The following is a 23524-nucleotide window of genomic DNA, read 5'->3' on the forward strand; positions in this document are numbered from 1 at the left end:
CATCATAGAGGGCTGCCCCGAACTTGCCATGATGACCATCAACGACACCCCCCAGGCCGCAGCGCCCGATTCGACCCCCCTCGGCCCCGATGATTTCGACGCGCTCGACCAGGCGCTCGACGCCATGCGCGAGCACGACGAGGAAATTCCCCAGTGGGAGTTCTGCGAAGGCTTCATGGCCGCGCTGATCTGCACCCGCCGGGCCATCGAACCCGCCGAATACTGGCCCGTGCTGCTGGGCGAGGGCTTCGTGCCGGCCCGGCACATGGAGTTCGTCTGGAACTGGAAGCGCCGCTGGCGCGAGATCGAGGAGGGCCTGGACGCCGACGTGCAGTCGCTCGACGACGAGCGCAGCTGGCAACCCGAGGTGCTCGACACGCGGGGCGCCATCGCCTCGCTGCCCGAGGAAGAGCGCGCCGCGGTCGAAGGCGAGGAGATTCCCTCGTTCGCACAGGTCTGGGCGCTGGGCTTCATGTACGCGGTCGAGAACTGGCCCGAAGACTGGGCCGCCCCGCGCGACAAGGAAGCCGCCCAGATGCTGGACGACGCGCTCGACAACATCGTCGCGCTCACCGAGGACGACAAGGCCAAGCCCACGCTTTCCATGTTCAGCGACGACGGCCCGCCCAGCGTGAGCCAGCAGCGGCTGGACGATTTCGGCGCCGCCATCTGGGCCGTGTACGACCTGCGCCAGCTCTGGAAGAGCCTGGGGCCGAAGGTCGAGACCCTCCGCAAGGAAGCCACCCCCGGCCGCAACGATCCCTGCCCCTGCGGCAGCGGGAAAAAATACAAGAAGTGCCACGGTGCCTGAGACCGGCCCGGCCACCGCCCCGCTGACCACGCGCGCGGCGTGGGTCATGGTGCTGGCGCTGTGCGCCGGGGTGGCGCTGAGCCAGGCCTTCCGCACCGTGGGCGCCATCATGGCGAGCCCGCTGCAGTCCGATTTCAGGCTCTCGGCCCAGGCGCTCGGCATCTTCTCGGGGGCGTTCCATTTCGCCTTCGGCGCGATGCAGCTCTTCATGGGCATCGGCATCGACCTGCACGGCGTGCGCCGCACGGTGCTCGTTGCCTTTCCGATCGCGATTGCGGGCGCGCTGCTGTCGGCCGTGGCGCCCAACTACCTGGTGCTGGTGGCGGGGCAGGCGCTGATCGGCGTCGGCTGCGCGCCGGCCTTCCTGGTGTGCACCGTGTTCATCGCGCGGCACTTTCCGGCGGCGCGCTTCGCCACCGTCTCGGGGCTGGTGCTCGCGATCGGCGGCATCGGCATGCTGGTGACCGGCACGCCCCTCGCCTGGCTGGTGCAGGCGTATTCGTGGCGCGCGGGGTTCGTGGTGCTGGCCGCGGCCTCGGCGCTCGCGTGGCTCGCGATCTGGCGCTGGGTGCACGAGCCCGCATCGGCCGCGCCGAAGGTCCGGGAATCCATTCCCGAGGCCATCCGCCAGTTCGGCGCGCTGCTGGCCATGCCGCACACGCTGGGCATCGTGCTGCTCGGCGCCGTGACCTATGCCGCCTTCATCTCGCTGCGCGGCCTCTGGCTCGGGCCGCTCATGATGGAGCGCCATGGTTATTCGCTGGTGCAGAGCGGCAACGTCGCGCTCGCGGTGTCGGTGATCTCGCTGCTGGGGGCGCCGCTGTTCGGGCGCTTCGACCGCGACGGCGCCGCGCGCCGCCGCTGGATCGTGGCCTGCGCGCTGGGCTATGCGGGCCTGTTCGCGCTCATCGCGTTCGCGCATTCGGCCTGGCTCGACATCGGCGGCATGGTGCTCATCGGCGTGCTCTCGGGCTTCATCGTCTGGCAGTACGCCGACGTGCGCGTGGCCTATCCCGCCGCGCTCACGGGCCGCGCGATGGCGGTGTTCACCATGGCGATGTTCCTCGGCGTGGCGCTCATGCAGTGGGGCACCGGCGTGGCGGCTTCGGTGGCCGCGGCGCATGGGGGCGATCCGCTCACGGCCGTGCTGGCCACCATCGCGCTCTTGCTGGTGCTGGGCGTCGCAGCCTTCGCGTGGCTGCCCGCGCCCAGGGCCCAGGCCCTCAGATCTTGAAGGCGCGCTGGATGTCGGGCCGCACGAGGTCGGCGTATTCGCGGTGCTTGCGGATGTAGCCCGCGATGAACTGGCAGACCGGGATCACGTGCAGGCCCTTGGCGCGCGCCTCGTCGAGCACGTGCCGCGCAATGCCCGAGCCCACGCCCTTGCCTTCGTGCTCCGGGAGCACCTCGGTGTGGGTGAACATGATGGCGTCGGTCAGCAGGTTGTATTCGGCGTAGGCCGCGAGCTGGCCCTCGAGCATGGCTTCGTAGCGGTGCTGGGCGGCGTTGTCGGTGATGGCGAGGTTGCTGTTGCTCATGGTTGGCGTGCGAGATAGGTGGTGAGATTGGCGGCCGCGGTGGCGCGTACCTTGTTGCGCAGCATCGGTGTCCAGCCCAGCAGCAGGCCGGGCGCGCCCAGGGCCTGGCGCGACCAGGTCCAGAACGCGAAGCTGTCCTGCTGCGTGGCAATCAGCCCGTCGGGCGTGAAGCCGAAGCGCGAGTCGACGCTATTGTCGACCAGCCGGCCGGTGGCGCTGAAGCGGTAGTGCGCGTCCCAGTGGGCCTGGCCGCCGGTGTCGTCGGCGCGCACGTCGCGCCAGCTCAGCCGCCACACGTCGGCGCCCTTGGCGCGCGTGGCATCGCAGAGCATGCGCCACATGCCGCCCACCTGGCGCCGGCCGCGCAGCGAAAAGGCCTCGTCGTCGAACGCCGCGTCGCTGGCATAGCAGGCCGCCATCGCGGGGCCGTCGAGCCTGGAAAAGGCTTCGTAGAAGCGTTCGATGGTCTGCGCATTGGCTGCTGCTGTCATGTCATGGGGCCTTTCTTGTCGTGTCGGGTGGGGAGCCGAGAAGGCCCGCCAGGGTCTGGAGCGCGTAGTGCACCGTGGCCGCACGCACCGCGGCGCGGTCGCCCTCGAAGCGGCGGCGCTCGGTGCGGACCCGTCCGTCGACCGCCCAGCCGAACCACACGGTGCCGACCGGCTTTTCGGGGCTGCCGCCGGTGGGGCCCGCCACGCCGGTCACCGCCACGGCCGCCTGGGCCGCCGACCGCGCGACGGCGCCTTCGGCCATGGCGCGGGCCACGGGCTCGCTGACCGCGCCGTGCGCTTCGATCAGCGCCGCATCGACACCCAGCAGTTCGGTCTTGGCCGCGTTCGAATAGGTGACGAAGCCGCGTTCGAACCAGGCGCTGGAGCCTGCGAGTTCGGTGCAGGCCCCCGCGATGAGGCCTCCGGTGCAGCTTTCGGCCGTGGCCATCATCCAGCCTTTTTGGAGCAGCAGTGCGGCCGTGGCCGCCACCAGCGCGGGCGTGGCCTGGTCGGCGGGAGAGTTCGAGGGAAAGGAGGGTTCCATGAGGTTCACCAGGCGCGCCAGAGCGCAATGACCAGCAGCGTGCAGAACGCCGCCACCAGGTCGTCCAGGATGATGCCGAAGCCGGCGCGCCACCAGCGCACCTCTGAGGCGTCGCGTTGCTTGAACAGGCCATCGGCCCAGGCCACCGGACCGGGCTTGGCCGCATCGAAAAACCGGAACAGGCCGAAGGCGATGGCCTGCGCCCAGAGGCCCGCCGGCGTGACCAGCCACAGCACGATCCAGAACGCGACCACCTCGTCCCACACGATGCTGCCCGGGTCCGCCACGCCCATGTCGCGTGCCGTGACGCTGCAGGCCCACCAGCCGACCGGCAGCGAGGCCAGGATGATCCAGCCGATGGTGGCGGGCGTGAACCACAGCTGCATCACCGTGAATGCCGCCCACGCCCACAGCGTGCCGACGGTGCCGGGCGCCACCCGCGGCAGTCCCGAGCCCAAACCCAAGGCGATGAAATGGGCCGGGTGGGAAAACAGGAAGCCGAGGGTCGGGCGGTGGGGCGTGGCTTGTAGCATGGCGCCTGGAAAGGAGGAAGAAGAAGCAGCTTGCATCGAGACTGGAGTGTCGCGCATTCGGTCACCGAGTGCCTTTTGCCATGCCGTTCGGCGTATGGGATGGGGACCCCGGCCATCGTATGCTCGGCGGCTCATTCCCAAACGAAGGCATGGCCATCATGAAGAGAACCCTGGTCCGTTTCAACACCCTGTGGATGTGCCTTGCATTCAGCGTGCTGCTCGCGGCCTGCGGCAACAAGGAGGCCGAGCAGCGCACCGCCTTCATCGGCTTCCTGCAGACCCGCGTGCTGGACAAGCCGGGCCTGCGCGTGCCCACGCTCACGCCCGACGAGAAGGCCTCCTTCGGCGACTACGCGCAGCACTACGCGGTGATCGCCGATTTCAACGAAGGCATGAACAAGTCGGTCAGCCAGCCGATGACCCAGGTGATGGCCAAGGGCGCGCTGCGGTCGATCGCCGACCTGTCGTCGCGCCGCGACGACCTCAAGGCCGCGAAGGACGGCCTGCGCGGCCTGCGCACCGCACTCGACCAGGAGCTCGCCAAGGCCGACGCGGCGCATGCCGGCCTCAAGCAGGCCGACGACCTGAAGCAGGTCTACGGCAAGGCCTACGACAAGACCGTGTCCGCGCCGGCCGCCACCTTCAAGGAGGTGTTCCCCGCGCTCGATTCGGTGTTCGACGGCGCGCTGGCCATCGGCGACTACATCGAAAGGAACAAGTCGAAGATCCAGGTGTCGGGCGCGTCCGTCACCGTGACCGACCCGGCCGTGCAGGCCGAGCTCAACAAGATGCTGCAGGACCTCAACGGCCATTCGAAGGCCATCAACGCCGCGCAGTCGAAGATGCAGGCGATGGTCCGCGGATCCTGATCAGCCGAAGTGGTCGAAGGAGCCGAAGCGCTGCGCCACCGGTGAGCCGCTCGCGTCCACGATGCGCAGCCCGGTGTCGGCCTCGACGCGGCCGATGCGCGTGACGCGCGTGGCGCTGTCCTGACCGGCCTGTTCGACTGCCGCGCGCGCGGAGGGCGGCGCGGTGAAGACCAGTTCGTAGTCGTCGCCGCCCGACAGCGCGCAGGTGCGCAGCACGCCGGCGCCAAGGCCCGTTGCGGCGGCCGCCACCAGGGACACGGCCGCATCGGCGTCCAGCGTGGCACCCACCCGGCTCGCGGCGAGGATGTGGCCCAGGTCGCCGACGAGGCCGTCGCTCACGTCCACGGCGGCCGAAGCCGTGCCGCGCAGCGCCTGGCCGAGCGCGACGCGCGGCGTGGGCTGTTCCATGCGCATTCGCGCCGCTGCGAACACCTCGGCCGGCAGTGCGAGCGTGCCGCGAAACACTTCCAGCGCGAGCCGCGCATCGCCGAGCGTGCCGCTGACCCAGATGTCGTCGCCGGCGCGCGCGCCCGATCGCAGCAGCGCCGCGCCGGCCGGCACTTCGCCGAAGACGGTGATGCAGATGTTGAGCGGGCCGCGCGTGGTGTCGCCACCCACGAGCTCGCAGCCGTGTTCGTCGGCCAGCGCAAAGAGCCCGCGCGAGAAACCTTCGAGCCAGGGCTCGTCGACGCCGGGCAGCGCGAGCGCGAGCGTGAAGGCCAGCGGCCTGGCACCGCAGGCCGCCAGGTCGCTGAGGTTCACCGCCAGCGCCTTGTGGCCCAGCCGCGCCGGATCGACCGTCGAGAGAAAGTGCCGCCCCTCGACCAGCATGTCGGACGACACCGCCAGCTGCATGCCGGGCGCCGGCGCGAGCAAGGCGCAGTCGTCGCCCACGCCGAGCGGGGAGCGCTTGGCGGGGCGCTTGAAGTAGCGTGCGATCAGGTCGAATTCACCCATGCGGCGAGCATAAGCGCTCCGACCTGCGGCGCTCAGCCCCGCGCGCGCCGGTTCGACATCAGCACGTTGTCCTTCTCGATCGCCTGGCCGGCCTGCAGCGCGGCGATCCACGCCTCGGTGCTTGCCACGGCCGCGAAGTTGCTGTGGAACACGACGCTGAAGACGCGGTGGATTTCCTCGGCGCTGACCTTGCCGGCCGCATTGGCGTAGGGCAGGGCGCCGGTCGCGTCCGACAGGAACTCCACGTTCAGCCCGCGGTGCATGGCTTCGAACACGGTGGACGCATCGCAGTTCTGGGTCATGTAGCCGGCCACGCTCAGCGTGTCGATCTCATGGCGCGCGAGCCAGTCGCCGAAGTCGGTGCCGGTGAAGACGCTCGGCATGGCCTTGGTCACGAGGTGGTCGTGCGGCCGGCGGGCAATCTCCGGGTGCAGCTGGCCGTTGTGGCTGTCGGCCTGGAACACCGGCGCGCCCTTGGGCGCATGGTGGCGAACCACCACCACCGGCGTGCCGGCGGCATGCGCCGCGTCCATCGCCCGTGCGATGTTGGGCAGCGACTGCTCGACCGGCGGGTATTCGATCGGCAGGCCGCCGCCTTCGAAGTATTCGTTCTGCACGTCGATCACGACGAGGGCGCGGCGCGGTGCGGGGGTGGTGCTCATGGTCTGTCTGCTCCGTTGCTTGTTGTGGAATGGGGTGATTGTTCCGGCTCGGGCGCCTGCGAGAAAGTGGCCCGGCAGCCATTCACCGATAAAATCGGGCCATGCAGAGCAAGCCCGCCGAAACCATCGCCGTCGTCGCCTTCGACGGCATCAGCCCCTTCCACCTGTCCGTGCCGTGCATGGTCTTCGGCGAGGACCGCACCGAAACCGGCGCACCGCGTTTTCGCCTGCGCGTGTGCGGCACCGAGCCGGGCCCGCTGCAAACCAACGCGGGCTTCTCGCTCGTGGTGCCGCACGGGCTCGAGGCCCTGCGCCAGGCGCAGATCGTGATCGTGCCTTCATGGCGCGACGATGGCCGGCCCGCGCCGCCGGCGCTGGTCCGCGCGCTGCAGGCGGCGCATCGGCGCGGCGCCACCGTGGTCGGGCTGTGCCTGGGCGCCTTCGTGTTGGCCGAGGCGGGCCTGCTGGACGGCCGCCCCGCCACCACGCACTGGAACCTGGCCGAGGCCTTCGCGAGGCAATATCCGAAGGTCACGCTGCAGCCCGAGGTGCTCTATGTCGACGACGGCGACGTGCTCACTTCGGCGGGCACGGCCGCGGGCATCGACTGCTGCCTGCACCTGCTGCGCGTGCGCTACGGCGCCGAGGCGGCCAACCGCGCCGCGCGCCGCATGGTGGTGGCGCCGCACCGCGAGGGCGGGCAGGCGCAGTACATCGCGCGGCCGGTGCCTGCCGCGGCCGAGAGCGACCGGCTCGCGCCGCTGCTCGCCTGGCTGGGCCGCCAGCTGCACAGCCCGCACGAGCTGGACGACCTGGCCCGGCGCGCGCTCATGAGCCGGCGCACCTTCACGCGGCGCTTCCGCGAAGCCACGGGCACCACGGTCGGCCAATGGCTGCAGAACCAGCGGCTGGCGCTGGCGCAGCGGCTGCTGGAGACCACCGACCGCCCGGTGGAGCGGGTGGCCACCGAGGCGGGTTTCGGCTCGGCGGTGCTGCTGCGCAAGCACTTTGCCGCGGCGTTCAAGACCTCGCCCACGGCCTACCGCAGGCAGTTCTCGCAGGAGGCCGCGGCCGCCTGAGTGGCGTCAGGCCGCGCCGCGGAAGCGCAGCGACGCCTGCCGCACCACCTCGGCCAGCAGGCGTTCCTTGCCCTGCTTCTCGCGCAGCCAGCGTGCGTCGTTGCGGTTGGCCTCCACGCTGGTGCGCAGTTCGCCCAGTGCCTGCGTGGCGTTGAGCGCCTCGCTGTGCCATTCGAGCTGCGTCATCGTCATGAGGATGTGGTCGCGCAGCGGCATGTGCTGGCCGCTGGCCGGGTCCACATAGACCGCATCGAGCCCGAAGCGGCAGGCCTGGAAGCGGTTGTAGGTGTAGACGAGGTAGTCGTCCTCGGTCGGCTCGAAGGGCTGCTCCTGCAGGAACCACGCGGCCAGCGACTGCACGTAGCCCGCGAGTGCGGCCGCGCGTTCCACCGTGAGCGGCGTGTCGAACACGCGGATCTCGATGGTGCCGAACTCCGGCTTGGGCCGTATGTCCCAGTAGAAGTCCTTCATGCTGCGCACGACGCCGGTGCGGGTCATGCGCTCGAAGTAGGCCTCGAACTCCTTCCAGCTCAGCGTGAAGGGCGCGCGGCCCGAGAGCGGGAACGCGAACACCGAGTTGAGCCGCGCCGAGTCGAACTGCGTATCCTGCCCCTGGACGAAAGGCGACGAGGCCGACAGCGCGATGAAGTGCGGGATGTAGCGCGACATGCGGTGCAGCATCAAGAGCGCGGCATCGGCATCGGGGCAGCCGATGTGCACGTGCTGGCCGAAGATGGTGAACTGCTTGCTCAGGTAGCCATACAGTTCCGACAGCTCGCGAAAGCGCGGCTTGTCGTAGATGCGCCGCTCGTGCCATTGCTGGAACGCATGCGTGCCGCCGCCCACCACCGCGATGTTGAGCTTGTCGGCGTTTTTGATCAGCGCCTCGCGGATCGGCGAGAGCTGCTTGATCACGTCCTGCGCCGAATGGCAGATGTCGGTCGAGATCTCGATCATGCTCGAGGTCATCTCGGGCACCACGCTGCCGGGCAGCGGCGTCTGCGCCATCAGCCGCAGCATGTCCTCGGCATAGGGCGCAAGGTCGTAGTCGTGCGTGTTGACGAGCTGGAGTTCGAGCTCCACGCCGAGCGACAGTGCCTCGGAGCGGTTGAAGGGCTCGAGCTGGACCACGCGGCTCGCCGGGTCCGCGGGCAGCGCCGCGGAGCGGAAGTCGTCGCTGTCCGGGTCGACGCGAGGAGGGGTGTGGCCGGAAAGGGGCATGGCCGCGGTCATCGCTGCGTGTCCTCCGTGGTGCTGAAGGCCTGCGGCGTCCAGGGCACCGAGCTTTCGCCCACCGCATGGATGGCCACGGTGGCGATCACGGCGCCCAGGACTTCCATCAGGAGAATCGAGGGCAGGGCCACCTGCGTGATCATGGTGCCGAGCAGCGGCGACGCGGTGGTGAAGTTGGAGGCGATGAGCAGCGCGATCGAGGACAGCGGCGACATCGCGCAGCCGACCCAGAAGGCCTGGTTCCAGCTGGCGCCGCTGCCCGGGTTGGCAATGGCCACGCCGGCGATCTTGGCGACCAGGCGGATGCCGATCACGGCCAGCACCACGCTGGCCACCGGCAGGGTCCAGTCGGCCTGGGCCGCCACGATGGACACCAGCACGAACATCAGCATGGTGAGCAGCGACGAGGCCGTGCCGAGCTGCCGCTGCCAGGCCCAGGGCTTGGGATTGAGCGTCTTGAGCAGCACGCCGCCGATCAGCGCGGCCAGCGGGGCGGAGCCGCCGACGTGGGCCGTGAGCGCACTCGCGGCGGCAATGAGCGCGAGCAGCAGGATCGAGGTGTTCTCGCTGGTCGGGCTCATGAAGCGCAGCGCCGTGCGCAGCGCCAGCGCCAGGATGCCGCCGATCACGAACGAAAGGCCCAGCACCACCGCCACCGGGTAGAGCTTTTGCAGCATCGTCTGCGGCGCGCGCTCGATCAGGCCGGCCTGCGCATAGCCGAGCGCCAGCGCATAGAAGGTGTTGAGCGTGGCCAGCGTCATGGCGCGCTCGGTCACCGGGCCCGAGGCGCGCGTGTCGATGATCACGCGGCTCAGCACCGCGGGCGAGGCCACGATGGCCATCAGCGCGATCGGATTGGCGACCGGGTCGGGCAGGCCCAGCAGCTGCAGCATCCAGAACACGCCGAAGTAGGTGAGCGTGGCCTCGAGCAGGCTCTGCACCAGCACCATCGGGTTGTGGCGGAACCAGCGCAGCGGCAGCCGGCCCCCGGCTTCGAACAGCACCACGGCCGCGCCGAGTTCCAGCAGGAACAGGCTGATGCCGCGCAGCGGCCAGATGGCGCCCTCGAAGCCGGCCAGGCCGACCACCGCGCCGACCGCCGAATAGCCCACCACCTTGGGCAGGCCCAGGTAGCGCTGCACCAGGTGGCCGGCAGCGGCGGCCGCCGCCAGGAGGAGCGACCACAGCACGGTCGGCAGGCCGGCCGAAGGGCGCAGCCACTCGGACCAGAAGCCCAGGAGGTCGTTGAAGAGACTCGTCAGGTTCATGCAGGTAGAAAAAAGCTGATGGGCCGGCTGCGCCAGCGCGCCCGGATGGCGCTGCGGATGCGCGCGCGGTCACCGAGGCTCACGCTGTGCGCGCGAAGCGCCAGGCGGAAAGCGAAATAGAAACTCACGCTCACGTTGAGCACGCCGATCACCGGGATGGCCGCCACCGCCCACCACAGCGCGGGCTGATGGAGCACCGGCATGCCCAGGGACGCCGCGGCGGCCGCGATCTGTCCGGCGGACAGTGTCACGTGGCGCACCTCCAGTCCGAGCCCGAAGAAACCCGCGAATGCCGGCAGCAGCCCGAGCATCAGCCCGAGCGAGATGTTGGAGGCGAAGCCCGAGATGTGTGTGCGCATGAAGGTCGCCCAACGGCGGGCGCGGGCGGCGCCCAGAAAAGCGCCGATGCGAGGGTTGTAACGCATGGCGGAGTCCAGCCGATGCAGGACAAAGGCGTTTTCTGTCCAGCCGGCCACGATGCTGGCCGCGAACAGCAGCACGCCCGTCAAGGCCGCGAACAGCGCCGTCGGGCCCAGGAGCGAGAGCGATTGCAGCGTGGCCCCGGCATGGGCCGCGTCCAGCAGCGGCCGCCCGAGCGCGAGCTGCGCGAGCAACGCGAGGACCAGCATCGCGGGCACCACCACCCCCACGTTGCCCAGCACGGCCGCCGCCTGGGAGCGCACCAGGTGGGTGACTTCGTCCACGAAATCGGACACCGCCGCGTCGGACTTGATGTCGCGCAGCCGCGCCGCCATGGCCGGCGCGGTCATCGCCGGCTGCTTGGTCGCGAGCGTCAGGTGCAGCAGCTGGATCGCGACGAAGCTGGCGGCATACATCAGGCCCGACCAGAAGCCGCTCCAGAAGGCCGACAGCCCGATCGCATAGATGCCGAACTTGAGCATCACCGTCACCGCGGTGAGGGCGCCGCCGCCCGCGGCCTGGCGGACCATCCGCAGGTAGCTGCCGCGGTCGCGCGTGATGTAGTGCTCGCCGGTCTCGGCGCTGCGCTCCGTCACCTTGGCCGCGAGCATCGAGGAGTTGGTGGCGATCAGCGCGCGGATGCTGTTGCGCTCGCCGCCCGCGAGCACGAGCCGGCCCACCAGCCGCGCCACGCTGGGTGCCGGCGCGGCCGACATCAGGCAGTCGAGCAGTTCACGGATGCGCAGCACCCGCTCGCGCAGCTGGCGCAGCCGGAACACCAGGCCGACCGAAATGCCGTTGTCCTCCAGGTGCGTGTAGACCGACGAGGCACTGGCGCGGCAGGCGTCGAGCCGATCGCGGAAGGCCACGAAGGCGGCCTGCAGCGCGGCCTCGCCGCCGCCGGGGTCCGCAGGCGGCGCGAACATCTCCTCGCGCAGCGCGTCGAGGTCGGACATCAGCGAATGGAAGGCGCGGCTCTGGCTCATTCGCAGCCGCAATTCGGGCGAGAAGCCGGCCGCCACCACCTGGCTGCTGCAGTAGGTGACGGCGTCCATGACCGTGTGGCGCCAGCGCGGGGCGCCGCCCTCGTCGGCCGGATCGCTGTCGGCCAGCAGGTCCGCGATGCGCGCGAGCTGGTCTTCGTCGAGCAGCGCGATCCATCCCGCGTCGAAAACGCCGGGCAGCACCATGCGAAAGAGGTCCGAGGCGTCGGTGGTTTCCGGCGTGCCGGGCAGGATCTTGCGGCGCAGGCGTTCGGAGAATTCGCTCAGGAAGGCGGTGCGTGGCGCAAAGCCGTAGTCGGCCAGCAGCGTGGTCAGGTCGACCGTCTGCGTGAAAGCCTGCCACCAGGCGCGCAGGCGCGCGCGCATTTCGGGCCGCGCCTCGATGGCGCCGAGCAGCAGCGACACGCGGCCCGCCGCCGCCTGCGGCGACGCGCGGTCGCCGCGCAGCCAGTCGAACACGTCGATCAGCCAGATGTGGCGCTGCGCCACGTCCGCGGTCGGGTCGAGCCGGGCCAGGAGGCCCTGCAGGTCAAGCGATGCAGCAGCCATAGGACAAGGTAGAGAAGGAAGTCAGGTCGGAAACACCGCGGAACCGGCGTCGCCGGACCACGGGTGTCGCCCCCGGTGGGGGCGGGAAAGGCGCCACGATGGGCGAGAGGGTGGGCGCGAGCCTAGTGCAGCACGCGCGAAACCGGTGCGCCGCCGATGTCGGCCTCCAGCACGAACATCGGGATCGGCACGTCGAAGCGTTCGCCGTCCTCGGTCACCACGAAATAGCTGCCGTGCATGGTGCCGCTGGGCGCCTGCAGGCGGCAGCCGCTGGTGTAGCGGAACGATTCTCCCGGCGCCAGCAGCGGCTGCTGGCCGATCACGCCCAGCCCCTTCACCTCCTGGGCATGGCCGGAAGCGTCGTTGATCAGCCAGTGGCGGGCGATGAGCTGGGCGCCGATTTCACCCACGTTGGTCAGCGTGACCGTGTAGGCGAAGGTGTAGACCTTGTCTGCCGGCGAGGACTGCTCCGCGAGATAGCGCGGCTCTACTTGGACACTGATGGGGCTTTGCGGCATGCGCGCGATGGTAACTTGCGGCTTCTCCTGCGCTGCTTTCCGGGTCTTGCGCGCGCTGCGACAATCGGCGCATGAGCACGCCGTTCCGCATCGCCCCCTCCATTCTTTCCGCCGATTTCGCCTACCTTGGCGACGAGCTGGCCAAGGTCATCGCCGCCGGCGCCGACTGGATCCATTTCGACGTGATGGACAACCATTACGTGCCCAACCTCACTTTCGGCCCGATGATCTGCAAGGCCCTGAAGCCCCATGCCAAGACGGCCAGCGGCGAGCCGGTGCCGATCGACGTGCACCTGATGATCCAGCCGGTCGACGCGCTGGCGGCGTCTTTCGCCGAAGCGGGCGCCGACTACATCAGCTTCCACCCCGACGCCTCGCCGCACGTGAACCGCAGCATCCAGGCCATCAAGGGCGCGGGCTGCAAGGCGGGCCTGGTATTCAATCCCGGGCTCGGCCTGGAGGCGCTCGACTGGGCCATCGACGACATCGACCTGATCCTGATCATGTCCGTGAACCCGGGTTTCGGCGGGCAGAGCTTCATCGACTCGGCGCTGCGCAAGATCGAACTCGCACGCAAGCGCATCGAACAGAGCGGCCGCGACATCCGCCTGGAGGTGGACGGCGGCATCAAGGCCGACAACATCGCGCGCGTGGCGTCCGCCGGCGCCGACACCTTCGTGGCCGGCAGCGCGATCTTCAACGCCAAGGACTACGGCGCAGTGATCTCGTCGATGCGCGAGCAGCTCGCGGGCGTGGGCAAGTAAAAGAGCTCAGCGCTTGACCTTGTCGTTGTAGACGCGGTCGGTCACCGGGCCGCGGTCCGTGTCGACGACGCCGCGCTCGATGTCGTCATGGCCCTTGCGGCCCACCTCGGAGGGCTGTGCGTCCTGCGTCTGCTGGCTGTCCGACGACTCGTCGCGTTCATGCGGCAGGCGCGGTGCCGAATCGCCGCCCTGTTCGATCTTGGTGTTGCCGCCGCCGGCGTCCCGCACCGGGTCTTTCGAGGTGTCGGGTTCCTTCGGACGGGGCTTGCTGCTGGTCATGGCACGGTTCCTTCTCTGTAGGGTCCGCTGAAGCCTGCATGGCGCCGGCAGTGGATCCGGTAGGACAGGCGAGGCACGCCCTGTAGGCCCTCCGCGCCGCGCCTCTTTGCACCAGGGGCGAAGCCTCCGCAATAATCGACCGCATGTCCTCCGATCCTTTTGCCGGCGCCGCCACCGACAGCCTGCGCATCCACACCGTGGCCTCGCTGAATCCCGGTCCCCGGCTGCTCGTGATGGGCGGCGTCCATGGCGACGAAACCTGCGGCACCGTCGGCATCGAGCGCGTGCGGGCCGAGATCGACGGCGGCGCGCTCCAGCTGCTGCGCGGCCAGCTGACCCTGGTGCCCGTGGCCAACCCGCTGGCCCGGCGGCGGCTGCAGCGCGAGGGCGAGCGCAACCTCAACCGCCTGTTCAAGCCCGTGGCCGAGCCCACCGACTACGAGGGCAAGGTCACGAACGTGCTGTGCCCCCTGATCGAGCGGCACGACGTGCTGCTCGACCTGCATTCGTTCCAGAGCGAGGGCGAGGCCTTCGCGATGATCGGCCCGCGTGACAACCGCGGCGCCCTCGAACCCTTCGCGCGCGCCACCGAGGAAGGGCTGCTTGCGCTGCACCTGGGCACGCCCGTCGTGGTGGAGGGCTGGCTCGACATCTATGCCGCTGGCCTGGCGCAGCGCGCGGCCGGCGCGGCGGTCGGCGACGACGCGCTCGACTTCGGCCGCGGCACCAACGAATACATCCGCAACTGCGGCGGCTACGGCGTCACGCTCGAATGCGGCCAGCACCGCGACCCGCAAGCGCCCGAGGTCGCGTGGCGCGCCATTCGCCGCGCGCTGGCGCTGCTCGGCATGGCGGCGCTGCCCGAGGGCCTGCCGGGCGTGCCGCCCACGCCGCCCCGGCTCCTGCGCCTGGCCAGCGTCACGGACCGGCTCCACGAGGAAGACAGCTTCGTGCGCGACTGGGCCACCTTCGATCCGGTGCAGCGCGGCGAGCCCATCGGCATGCGCCACGACGGCACGTTGGTGAGCGCACCGGACGACGGGTTCATCGTCTTTCCCAATGCGCTGGCGTTGCCCGGCGCCGAGTGGTTCTACTTCGCGCGGCCGAGCGAGCGCGTGCTCGGGGCCGCGGCCGGCGCGCAGTCGGCCTGAACCCTACGGCGGGCGCCGCAGCGTTCCTACATCGGGCGGCGGCGCGCCGCGCAAGTCTCCATGCATGGAGACCCCGGCACCACCGCGCATCACCCATGCCGAACGTGTGATCGACGCGGCGAGCGGCATCACCAAGGGCGCCATCGCGGCCTACTACGCCAGCGTGGCGCCGCTGATCCTGCCCCACCTCCAGGGCCGGCCTGTGGCGCTGGTGCGCGCACCGGAAGGCGTGGGCGGCGAGCTGTTCTTCCAGAAGCATGCGCGGCACAGCGACATCCAGGGCATCAAGCTGCTCGATCCCGCGCTCGATCCGGGACACGATCCGCTGCTGCAGATCGACACCGAACGGGCATTGGTCGGCGCCGCGCAGTTCAACACCCTCGAGCTGCACACCTGGAACGCCACCTCGCGCGCCATCGGCAAGCCCGACCGCATGACTTTCGACCTGGACCCCGGCGAAGGCGTCGACTGGCAGCAGATGCAGGAGGCGGCGCTGCTCGTGCACGTGCTGCTCGACGAACTCGGACTGCCGGCCTTCGTGAAGACCAGCGGCGGCAAGGGGCTGCACGTGGTGGTGCCGCTGCGCCGCCAGTACGGCTGGGACGAGGTGCGGGGCTTCTCGCGCGCCATCGTGGAGCACCTGGCGCGCACGGTGCCGGGGCGCTTCGTGGCCAAGAGCGGCCCGCGCAACCGCATCGGCAAGATCTTCCCGGACTATCTACGCAATGGCTTCGGCGCCACCACGGCCTGTGCCTGGTCGGTGCGCGCGCGCCCGGGCCTGGGCGTTTCGGTGCCGCTGGCCTGGGAAGAGCTGCCCGACCTGGGCAGCGCCGCACACTGGACGGTCGCCAACATCGGCGAGCGGCTGGCCGTCGGCAACACGCCCTGGAATGCGATGGAAGCCCGCCGCGCGACGCTGGGCGCCGCGATGCGGATGCTGGGCTACCTGCCGTAGCGCCAGGCGCGGCCTGCTACAGGACCTCGTCGGTCGTCACCTCGAAGCGAAGCAGCGAGTTGGCGCCGAACACCATGGTGATCGGCACGTCGGCCGCGTCGCGGCCGCGCGCGATCACGATGCGGCCGATGCGCGGCACGTTGTGGCGCGCATCGAAGGTGTGCCAGCGGTCGCCCAGGTAGACCTCGAACCAGGCGCTGAAGTCCATCGGGTACGGCACCGGCGGGATGCCGATGTCGCCGAGATAGCCCGTGGCATAGCGCGCCGGAATGTTCATGCAGCGGCACAGCGTGATGGCCAGGTGGGCGAAGTCACGGCACACGCCCGTGCCCTCGCGATGGCCCTCGAGCGCGGTGCGCGTCGGGCGTGCGGTCTGGTAGTCGAAGCGCAGGTGGCCGTGCACGTAGTCGCAGATCGCCTGCACGCGGTTCCAGCCCGGCGCCACGCGGCCGAAGGTGTCCCAGGCGAACTGCAGCAGTTCGCTGTCGACCTCGCAATAGCGGCTCGGCAGCAGGAAGGGCAGCGTGGACACCGGCAGGTCGGCGGCCGCGTGCTCCACGGCGCCGTAGTCCACCGGGTCGGTCCAGCCGGGGTCGAACACCACCGCATGGTTGCGCAGCCGCACGCTGGCCACACCCGCGGGAATGCGCACCCGCGCGCAATGGTTGTCGAAGCTGTCCATGTAGTAGTCGGTGTGCAGCGGCGGCGTGATGGTGATGTGCTCCCCGTCCTGGAGATCCGCCGCGCGCGACGGATGGACCTGCAGCATGTAGATCAAGGCCGTGGGGGCCGTGACGGCGAGCTCGATGTCGAAACCGATCCTGATCTGCATTTGCTTCTTCCCTGTGTGTGAATCATGTGCTGCCGCTGTCGTGCAAGCAGGCTTCGTGCCGCCTGCCGCCGATGCTATAGGGCGCACCTTGCCGCGGCATGCGGGCAGATACGCCAGGCGCCGTAGGCGGGGGCCCGGGGCTGTCGGTGCGCTCCTACCCCCTGCACGCCGCCTCTCCCACACCCGGGGGCGAGCCGCCACTACGGGTAACAGTGTGAGAAAAACATAACCTTTGGATTCGCTCGCAAAAGCCTCGCGACACCGCTTTCGTGGCTTCATGGAGGCTGCAGCGCAAGCATCGAGTTGTTGAAATCAGACCTGCTGGAGCGAATCATGGAGTTCTCGTCGCTGTTCGATTCACTCACCGGTGCTTGGGGAGATGAAATCCTTTTCTGGGTGGTGGCCGCCGTGGCGGGCTTCATCTGCCTGATTGCGCTGGTGAACGTGCTGGACCTTTTTCTCGACAACGAAGTTGACCCCCCCATGAAAGATCCTCGATGACGCCTCAGAACAAGGCCGCCGCCGGTCGCCGGTCGAAGGCCACGGATGGCAGCAATGCCAAGCAGCAGCAGCTCGATGGCTTCGCGACCGATCATGCGCCCAATCTGACGACCAACCAGGGTCTTCAGATTCCCGACAACCACAACTCGCTCAAGGCCGGGTTGCGCGGGCCCACGCTGCTCGAAGATTTCATCCTGCGCGAGAAGATCACGCACTTCGACCACGAGCGCATTCCGGAGCGCGCGGTGCATGCGCGCGGCTCGGCGGCGCACGGGTTCTTCCAGGTCTACAAGTCGATGTCGCAGTTCACCTCGGCCGACTTCCTGCAGGACCCCGATGCGAAGACGCCCGTTTTCGTGCGCTTCTCGACCGTGGCGGGCTCGCGCGGCTCGGCCGACACGGTGCGCGACGTGCGCGGCTTTGCCGTCAAGTTCTACACCCGCGAAGGCAACTACGACCTCGTGGGCAACAACATCCCGGTGTTCTTCATCCAGGACGCGATGAAGTTCCCCGACCTCATCCACGCCGTGAAGCCCGAGCCGCACCACGAGATGCCGCAGGCCGCGAGCGCGCACGACACCTTCTGGGACTTCGCATCGCTGATGCCCGAGAGCACGCACATGCTGATGTGGGCGATGTCGGACCGTGCCATTCCGCGCAGCCTTCGCATGATGGAAGGCTTCGGCGTGCACACCTTCCGCTTCGTCAACAACCGCGGCGAGAGCCACTTCGTGAAGTTCCACTGGAAGCCCAAGCTCGGCATCCATGGCCTCGCCTGGGACGAAGCGCAGAAGATCGCGGGCAAGGACCCCGACTTCCATCGCCGCGACCTGTGGGAATCCATCGAGCAGGGCGACTTTCCCGAATGGGAGCTCGGCGTGCAGCTCATCGCGCCCGACAAGGCGCAGTCGCTCGGCTTCGACCTGCTGGACCCGACCAAGCTCATTCCCGAGGAGATGGTGCCGGTGCAGCGCATCGGCCGGCTGGTGCTCAACCGCAACCCCGACAACTTCTTTGCCGAGACCGAGCAGGTCGCGTTCCATCCCGGGCACGTGGTGCCGGGCATCGACTTCAGCAACGATCCGCTGTTGCAGGGCCGGCTCTTCTCGTACACCGACACGCAGATCTCGCGGCTGGGCGGCGCCAACTTCCATGAGCTGCCCATCAACAAGAGCGTGTGCCCCTTCCACAACTTCCAGCGCGACGGCATGCACCGCCAGACGATCGCGCGCGGCCAGGTGGCCTACGAGCCCAATTCGCTCGGCGACGGCAAGGAGTTCCGCGTCGATGGCGGCAGCGTCGGCTTCCAGACCTACCCCGAGGACATCGAGGGCACCAAGGTGCGGCGGCGCAGCCCCACCTTCGACGACCACTTCACGCAGGCGCGCCTGTTCTTCAACAGCCAGAGCGCGGCCGAGAAGGAACATATCGTCGCGGGCTTCCGCTTCGAGCTCTCGAAGGTCGATGTGCCGGCGATCCGCCAGCGCATGGTCGACAACCTCGCGCACGTCGACGAGAAGCTCGCGCGCCGCGTGGCCGAGCCCCTGGGCATCGGTGCGCCCGACGCCAAGGCGGCCGCCGGCCGCGCGGGCTTTCGCGAGCACCGCATGACCCTGCCGATCGAGGAATCACGCGCGCTCAGCATGGCCGATACCGGCGACGGTTCCATCCGCACACGCAAGATCGCGATCCTGGTGGCCGACGGCATCGACTCCGCCTCGCTCAAGCCGATCCGCGATGCGCTCGAGCAGGCCGGCGGGCGCTGCAAGGTGGTCGGGCCGCGCCTGGGCACCGTCGCCAGCGCATCGAAGCGGCAGATCGACATCGACATGACCTTTGCCAACGCGCCGTCCGTGATGTTCGATGCCGTGCTGGTGCCCGGTGGCAGCCTCGGCGCCGCGACGCTCGCGGGCATGGGCGATGCGGTGCACTTCGTGCTGGAGGCCTACAAGCATTGCAAGGCGATCTGCACCGTGGGCGAGGGCGTGCAGCTGCTCTCCAGGCTGGGCATCGGCGCGGACGCACAACAGGCCGACCTGCCGCCCGGCGTGGTGGTGGCCGCCACACCCGTGACCAACCTCGGCGACGCGACCGCGGCCATGCAGATCGCGCAGGATTTCATCGCCGCCATTGCCAGGCATCGGCACTGGGAGCGGACCGACATCGATTCGGTCCCCGCCTGACGTAGTCCTTTTGCGCTAGGCCGTCTTGTGAATAGGCGGGGCGCAAGGCCCCTCCTAGACTTTCCCCACGAGGCCTGAACGGCGCGCACTTCCGCGGCGTCGACCCCCGCATCCGCGGGTACACGGGCCGCGCGCGGGGGTCCAATGACGTGGTTTTCGAGAACGGGATGGGAGCGCTCGGCACGTCGTGCAGGCGCTGCCGGTGCCCTCGGGTTGGCGTGCGTTCTTCTGCTGGGCCACGGGCCGCTGGCGTTCGCGCAGCAGGCGCCCAGTGCCGAGGCCGAGGCCAGCAAGGCCGAGCAGGCGCGGCTCGCCGACACCGACACCTTGCTGGCGTTGACCAGCGAGGGCGCGGTGCTCTACGGGCAGGATGCGGTCAAGCTCTCGGGCTACCAGTACTGCAGCCAGGCCGTGGCGCTCGCCGAGGCCGGCGAGTTCCGCCAGAGCGTGCGTGCCGCCAGCAAGGCGCTGCACCTGGCCAATGCCACGCGCGATCCCAATCTCATGGCCATGGCCAACCGCGACCTGGCCATCGTCTACAGCTATTCGGGCCAGCTCGACAAGGCCGAGGAGTTTGCCCGCGAGGCGCTCAGGCACCCGGCACGCGACCCCAAGCTGGTGGTCGGCCCGGTGCAGAAGGTGATCGGCGACGTGCGCACGCGCCGCGGCGACTATGCCGGCGCCGTGCTCAGCTACGACGAGGCCCTGGCCAACAGCTCGACGCGCTATGCGCCGCTGGTGCAGGCCTCGCTCGTCAACGCGCTCATCGAAGCGGGTGACGCCGCGCGGGCGCGCGACGTGCTCGCCGGCATGGCGCCGCCCAAGGATGCACCGCTCACCGCGCAGCTCGACCGCACCCGCGCACGGCTGCTGCTGGCCGAGAACAAGCCGGGCGAGGCCCGCGACCTGTACCGCGCGCTCACCGCGCGGCAGGTGGGCACCGACACCGAGTACTACCGCCTGTGGGCCTGGGACGGCGTGGCGCGCAGCGAGCTCGCGCTGGGGCAGAAGCAGGCCGCGGCCGAAGCCATGGCGCGCGCGCTGGGCGGCATCGACCAGGTGCGCGCCAGGTTCCGCAGCGAAGAATTCAAGATGGGCCTGTTCTCGGACCTGCAGTCGGTGTTCGAGCGGGGCGTGTCGATCTACAGCGACGCCGGCGATGCGCGCCAGGCCTTCGAGGTGAGCGAGCGCAGCCGTTCGCGCGCGTTGCTCGACGCGGTGCGCGGCCGCGCGAAGATCAGCGACCGTGCCGCGAACACCGTCGACCTGGCGACGCTGCAGGGCGCGCTGGCGCCCGACGAGCGCGTGGTGCAGTTCCATTCGCTGCCCGACCGGCTGCTGGTGTGGGTCGTGAGCCCCACCGGCATCCAGGCCCACACCGTGGCGGTGCGCCGCGAGGAGCTGACCGAGCTGGTCGAGGTGTTCCGCAATTCCATCGTGCGCGGCCGCCGCACGGCCATCGCCAATGCCGACAAGCTGGGCACCGCGCTGCTCGCACCGCTCGGCCTCGCATCGGGACAGCGGATGATCGTGGTGCCCCACGGGCCGCTGCACTACCTGCCGTTCCAGGCGCTGCGCCTCGATGGACGCTACGTGATCGAGGCGCATCCGGTGGCGGTGGCCCCCTCGATCAGCATCGCGGTGCAGCTCGCGCAGCGCACGCCGCGCGTGAGCGCATCGCTCACGGCCTTCGGCAATCCGCGCATCGAGGACAAGTACGACCTGCCCGGCGCCGAGCTCGAAGTGAAGCAGCTGGCGCAGCTGTTCCCGCGCAACACCGTGTACATGGGCGCCGCGGCCACCAAGACGCAGTTCCGCGAGGTGTCCGCGCGGTCGCCGCTGATGCACGTGGCGGCCCATGCCGAGGCCGATGCGGTCGATCCGCTGTACTCGCGCATCCTGCTGGCCAACGAAGGCGGCAAGCAGAATTTCCTGGAGGCGCACGAGATCCTCGGCCTGCCGATGGACGGCACGGCGCTGGTCACGCTCTCGGCCTGCGAATCGGGGCTCGGACGCATCGCGCAGGGCGACGAGGTGCTGGGCTTCACGCGCTCCTTTCTTTCGGCCGGCAGCTCGAGCCTGATCGCCTCGCTGTGGCCGGTGTCGGACGACGCGACCGCGGTGCTCATGGGCACGCTCTACGGGGAGCTGTCGAAGGGCCGCGACATCCAGAAGGCGATGCAGGCCGGACAGCTGGCGGTCCTGAAGGACCCCAAGATGTCCCACCCCTTCTTCTGGGCCCCGTTCAACCTCATCGGCAACTGGCGCCTCACGGTGGGAAGCTGACATGAAAAGAACTGCGATGTCTATTCGTTGCGTTGAGCGTCGTTGTCATCCAGGGCGCGCTCCCGCCGACGGCGTGCTCTGCTCCGCGAATGTCCCCCGGCGCGGCCCAGGGCCGCAAGCCTCCTCCTTTATTTCGCTGCGCAGAGCACGCCATCGACGTGAGCGTTGGGCAGGGCAGTCGTTGCTCAGCGGTACACCACGAGCGTGCCCCAGTGCACAGGGCGCAGGGTGCTCCCCGCAGCGAAATAAAGGAGGAGGGCGAAGCCCGGGGGACATTCGCGGAGGGGAGTACCCGGTGGCCTGTGCACGCGCCCTGAACAAGCGATCGATACACAAGCACGAACACAACAATCAGCCCGCAGCTCAACGCGCGGTGGAGCACTGAGATGCGCGTTCGCCACCGCCCCACACCCACTGCACTTGCCGCCGCCCTGTTGGCAGGTGCCGCCTTGCTGGCCGCTGCCCCCCGCACCCACGCGGCCGAAGCCACCGCCTTGCTTCCCACCAAGGACCCCTGCGGCACCTGCGACCGCCCCATCGCACAGGCTACCGGCGCCGTGGCACCGCAAAGCCTGCCTGCCGCGCCCCAGCCGCCCGCCGCCTCCTTCAGGCTCAACGACCTGCGCCTGAACGGCGTCAAGGCGCTGACCAACGAAGAACTGCAAGGCATCACCGCGCCCTACATCGGCCGCGACGTCACCCTCGGCGATCTCGAAGGCCTGGCACAGGCCATCACCGCGCGCTACAAGGAGCTCGGCTACTTTCTCGCCCAGGCCGTCGTGCCCGTGCAGACCGTGCGGGACGGCATCGTCGAGATCAGCGTCATCGAAGGCCGGCTCGGCAAGGTCGAAGTGACGGTCGCGCCCGATGCGCCGCTCGGCGAAGCGCGCGTGGGCGGCTTCCTCGCGGCGCTGCAGCCCGGCGAGGCCGTGAGCGCGCCGGCCTATGAGCGTTCCATGCTGCTGCTGTCGGACCAGCCCGGCGTCAAGGTCTCGTCGGCGCTGCAGGAAGGCACGCAGCCGGGCACCACCGACCTCTCGGTCGAAGTGGCGGCCGCGCCGCGCTGGGCCTTCGCGGCCGAGGCCGACAACCACGGCACCAAGGAATCGGGGCGCTATCGCGTCGGCGGCACCGCGCGCTGGCTCAGCCCCTTCGGCATCGGCGACAACCTGGACATGCGGCTCATGGTGTCCAACAGCAATGCGCTGCAGTTCGGCCGCATCGCCTACGAGGCACCCATCGGCACCAGCGGCCTGCGCGCCGGCGTGGGCCTGGCACGCGTCAACTACGAGCTCGGCGGGCAGTTCGTCGACCTGGAGGCGCAGGGCCGCGCCGACGTGCTCGACTTCTCCCTCAACTACCCGCTCATCCGCCAGCGCCAGCAGAACCTGTTCCTGCGCCTGGGCGTCGACGTGAAGGACCTGACGGACGAGCTGCGCGGCGTCGGCTTCACCGCGAAGAAACGCGTGCAGGGCTTCGGCGTCGGGTGGACCTGGGAACGGCGCGACGACCTGCTGGGCGGCGGCTACTGGGCGAGCTCCGGCACGCTGTACCACGGCGATCTTTCGATCCGCGATCCCGAGAGCTACCAGGCCGACCAGGGCGTTGGCGGCCACCGCACCGAAGGCGGGTTCACCAAGCTCAGCTTCCAGCTCTCGCGGCTGCAGGCCATCGTGCCGCGCCATTCGCTGTACCTGTCGGTGGGCGGGCAATGGGCGAGCAAGAACCTCGATGCCTCCGAGAAACTCGCGCTCGGCGGCGCGCGCGCGGTGCGTGCCTATCCCTCGGGCGAACTGCTGGTGGACCAGGGCCTGATCGGCACCGTCGAATGGCGCTGGTCCTTCAACGACGAGCTCACGCCCTTCGTGTTCTACGACGCGGCGCGCGGCAAGATCGTGCGCCACCCCACGCCCTTCGATGGCGAAAACACCCACAGCCTGCGCGGCTACGGCATCGGCGTGAGCTGGGCCCGGCCGGGCAACTTCTCGATCAACGCGACGATCGCCTGGCGCGACGGCACGCGGCCGGCGCAGACCGACGGCGGCGGGCGCAACCCCCGGCTGTTCGTGCAGCTCACCAAGGCGTTCTGACCATGAA

23 protein-coding genes are annotated in these 23524 nt (G+C 69.6%); 11 read left to right on the plus strand and 12 right to left on the minus strand.

All coding sequences use genetic code 11. The annotated features are described in order from the left end of the window. Window positions 1-31: 31 nt before the first annotated feature. A complete protein-coding gene (locus tag ABID97_RS04835; protein WP_503012803.1) occupies window positions 32-811 on the plus strand; it encodes a UPF0149 family protein in 780 nt (259 codons plus the stop codon). Window positions 812-857: 46 nt separating this feature from the next. Further along, window positions 858-2045, plus strand: a complete 1188-nt coding sequence (locus ABID97_RS04840; protein ID WP_354401672.1) for an MFS transporter — start codon at window positions 858-860, stop codon at window positions 2043-2045. Here ABID97_RS04840 and ABID97_RS04845 read toward each other — a convergent pair. From ABID97_RS04845 to ABID97_RS04860, 4 genes are read right to left on the minus strand one after another with little or no spacing between them, the layout of a single operon-like run. Further along, complete coding sequence (locus ABID97_RS04845; protein WP_354397415.1) at window positions 2035-2349, minus strand: GNAT family N-acetyltransferase; 315 nt, start codon at window positions 2347-2349, stop codon at window positions 2035-2037. The two genes, ABID97_RS04840 and ABID97_RS04845, sit on opposite strands and share 11 nt — an antisense overlap. Continuing rightward, a complete protein-coding gene (locus ABID97_RS04850) occupies window positions 2346-2840 on the minus strand; it encodes a nuclear transport factor 2 family protein (RefSeq protein WP_354397416.1) in 495 nt (164 codons plus the stop codon). Before ABID97_RS04850 ends, ABID97_RS04845 begins: the two co-directional genes overlap by 4 nt. Before the next feature lies 1 nt (window position 2841). Then, window positions 2842-3384 (minus strand): CinA family protein, encoded by a 543-nt coding sequence (locus ABID97_RS04855; protein WP_354397417.1) that lies wholly within the window; start codon window positions 3382-3384, stop codon window positions 2842-2844. Window positions 3385-3389: 5 nt separating this feature from the next. Then, window positions 3390-3917 (minus strand): phosphatidylglycerophosphatase A family protein, encoded by a 528-nt coding sequence (locus ABID97_RS04860; protein ID WP_354397418.1) that lies wholly within the window; start codon window positions 3915-3917, stop codon window positions 3390-3392. Between the two features lie 158 nt (window positions 3918-4075). On the opposite strand from ABID97_RS04860, the gene ABID97_RS04865 reads away from it, so the two are divergent. Next, entirely contained in the window at window positions 4076-4786 is a 711-nt protein-coding gene (locus tag ABID97_RS04865; RefSeq protein WP_354397419.1) for a DUF3053 domain-containing protein, read from the plus strand. Here ABID97_RS04865 and thiL read toward each other — a convergent pair whose 3' ends face one another. Further along, window positions 4787-5743, minus strand: a complete 957-nt coding sequence (gene thiL, locus ABID97_RS04870) for a thiamine-phosphate kinase (protein WP_354397420.1) — start codon at window positions 5741-5743, stop codon at window positions 4787-4789. Window positions 5744-5775: 32 nt separating this feature from the next. Continuing rightward, complete coding sequence (locus tag ABID97_RS04875) at window positions 5776-6405, minus strand: isochorismatase family protein (protein ID WP_354397421.1); 630 nt, start codon at window positions 6403-6405, stop codon at window positions 5776-5778. Between the two features lie 101 nt (window positions 6406-6506). Between ABID97_RS04875 and ABID97_RS04880 the strand changes: the two genes are divergently transcribed. After that, window positions 6507-7484, plus strand: a complete 978-nt coding sequence (locus tag ABID97_RS04880) for a GlxA family transcriptional regulator (RefSeq protein WP_354397422.1) — start codon at window positions 6507-6509, stop codon at window positions 7482-7484. 6 nt (window positions 7485-7490) lie between these two features. Here the strand turns inward: ABID97_RS04880 and ABID97_RS04885 are convergent, their stop codons facing one another. The 4 genes from ABID97_RS04885 to apaG all read right to left on the minus strand — a co-directional run bounded on the left by ABID97_RS04885 (window position 7491) and on the right by apaG (window position 12476). Continuing rightward, window positions 7491-8717: a YbdK family carboxylate-amine ligase gene (locus ABID97_RS04885; RefSeq protein ID WP_354397423.1), complete on the minus strand. Its 1227-nt coding sequence runs from the start codon at window positions 8715-8717 to the stop codon at window positions 7491-7493. Further along, window positions 8714-9985 (minus strand): cation:proton antiporter, encoded by a 1272-nt coding sequence (locus ABID97_RS04890; RefSeq protein ID WP_354397424.1) that lies wholly within the window; start codon window positions 9983-9985, stop codon window positions 8714-8716. Before ABID97_RS04890 ends, ABID97_RS04885 begins: the two co-directional genes overlap by 4 nt. Further along, window positions 9982-11958: a transporter-like protein TlpB gene (gene tlpB, locus ABID97_RS04895; protein ID WP_354397425.1), complete on the minus strand. Its 1977-nt coding sequence runs from the start codon at window positions 11956-11958 to the stop codon at window positions 9982-9984. The genes ABID97_RS04890 and tlpB overlap by 4 nt, the downstream gene beginning before the upstream one ends. Window positions 11959-12080: 122 nt before the next feature. Then, window positions 12081-12476 (minus strand): Co2+/Mg2+ efflux facilitator ApaG/CorD, encoded by a 396-nt coding sequence (gene apaG / locus ABID97_RS04900; protein ID WP_354397426.1) that lies wholly within the window; start codon window positions 12474-12476, stop codon window positions 12081-12083. Between the two features lie 71 nt (window positions 12477-12547). On the opposite strand from apaG, the gene rpe reads away from it, so the two are divergent. Beyond that, the gene (rpe, locus tag ABID97_RS04905; RefSeq protein ID WP_354397427.1) at window positions 12548-13240 is read left to right on the plus strand and encodes a ribulose-phosphate 3-epimerase; all 693 of its coding nucleotides are present in this window, start codon (window positions 12548-12550) and stop codon (window positions 13238-13240) included. 6 nt (window positions 13241-13246) lie between these two features. On the opposite strand, the gene ABID97_RS04910 is transcribed toward rpe, so the two are convergent. Then, window positions 13247-13519: a hypothetical protein gene (locus ABID97_RS04910; protein ID WP_354397428.1), complete on the minus strand. Its 273-nt coding sequence runs from the start codon at window positions 13517-13519 to the stop codon at window positions 13247-13249. A 143-nt stretch (window positions 13520-13662) separates the two neighbouring features. Between ABID97_RS04910 and ABID97_RS04915 the strand changes: the two genes are divergently transcribed. Together ABID97_RS04915 and ligD are read left to right on the plus strand one after the other, a co-directional pair. Further along, complete coding sequence (locus ABID97_RS04915) at window positions 13663-14670, plus strand: M14 family metallopeptidase (RefSeq protein ID WP_354397429.1); 1008 nt, start codon at window positions 13663-13665, stop codon at window positions 14668-14670. Between the two features lie 64 nt (window positions 14671-14734). After that, complete coding sequence (ligD, locus tag ABID97_RS04920; protein WP_503012749.1) at window positions 14735-15625, plus strand: non-homologous end-joining DNA ligase; 891 nt, start codon at window positions 14735-14737, stop codon at window positions 15623-15625. Between the two features lie 16 nt (window positions 15626-15641). Here the strand turns inward: ligD and ABID97_RS04925 are convergent, their stop codons facing one another. Further along, entirely contained in the window at window positions 15642-16457 is an 816-nt protein-coding gene (locus ABID97_RS04925; RefSeq protein ID WP_354397430.1) for a transglutaminase-like domain-containing protein, read from the minus strand. A 306-nt stretch (window positions 16458-16763) separates the two neighbouring features. Between ABID97_RS04925 and ABID97_RS04930 the strand changes: the two genes are divergently transcribed. The 4 genes from ABID97_RS04930 (at window position 16764) to ABID97_RS04945 (ending at window position 23517) form a co-directional block, all read left to right on the plus strand. Beyond that, a complete protein-coding gene (locus tag ABID97_RS04930) occupies window positions 16764-16958 on the plus strand; it encodes a hypothetical protein (RefSeq protein WP_139188787.1) in 195 nt (64 codons plus the stop codon). Beyond that, window positions 16955-19141 carry a catalase HPII gene (gene katE / locus ABID97_RS04935; protein ID WP_354397431.1) on the plus strand — a complete coding sequence of 729 codons (2187 nt, stop codon included), beginning with the start codon at window positions 16955-16957 and terminating at the stop codon, window positions 19139-19141. Before ABID97_RS04930 ends, katE begins: the two co-directional genes overlap by 4 nt. Window positions 19142-19354: 213 nt before the next feature. After that, on the plus strand, window positions 19355-21427 hold the full coding sequence (locus ABID97_RS04940) for a CHAT domain-containing protein (RefSeq protein WP_354397432.1): 2073 nt from the start codon (window positions 19355-19357) through the stop codon (window positions 21425-21427). A 386-nt stretch (window positions 21428-21813) separates the two neighbouring features. Further along, on the plus strand, window positions 21814-23517 hold the full coding sequence (locus ABID97_RS04945) for a ShlB/FhaC/HecB family hemolysin secretion/activation protein (protein WP_354397433.1): 1704 nt from the start codon (window positions 21814-21816) through the stop codon (window positions 23515-23517). Window positions 23518-23524 lie beyond the last annotated feature (7 nt).

Origin of the sequence: Variovorax sp. OAS795, from assembly GCF_040546685.1 — a bacterium.
Lineage (GTDB): Bacteria > Pseudomonadota > Gammaproteobacteria > Burkholderiales > Burkholderiaceae_C > Variovorax.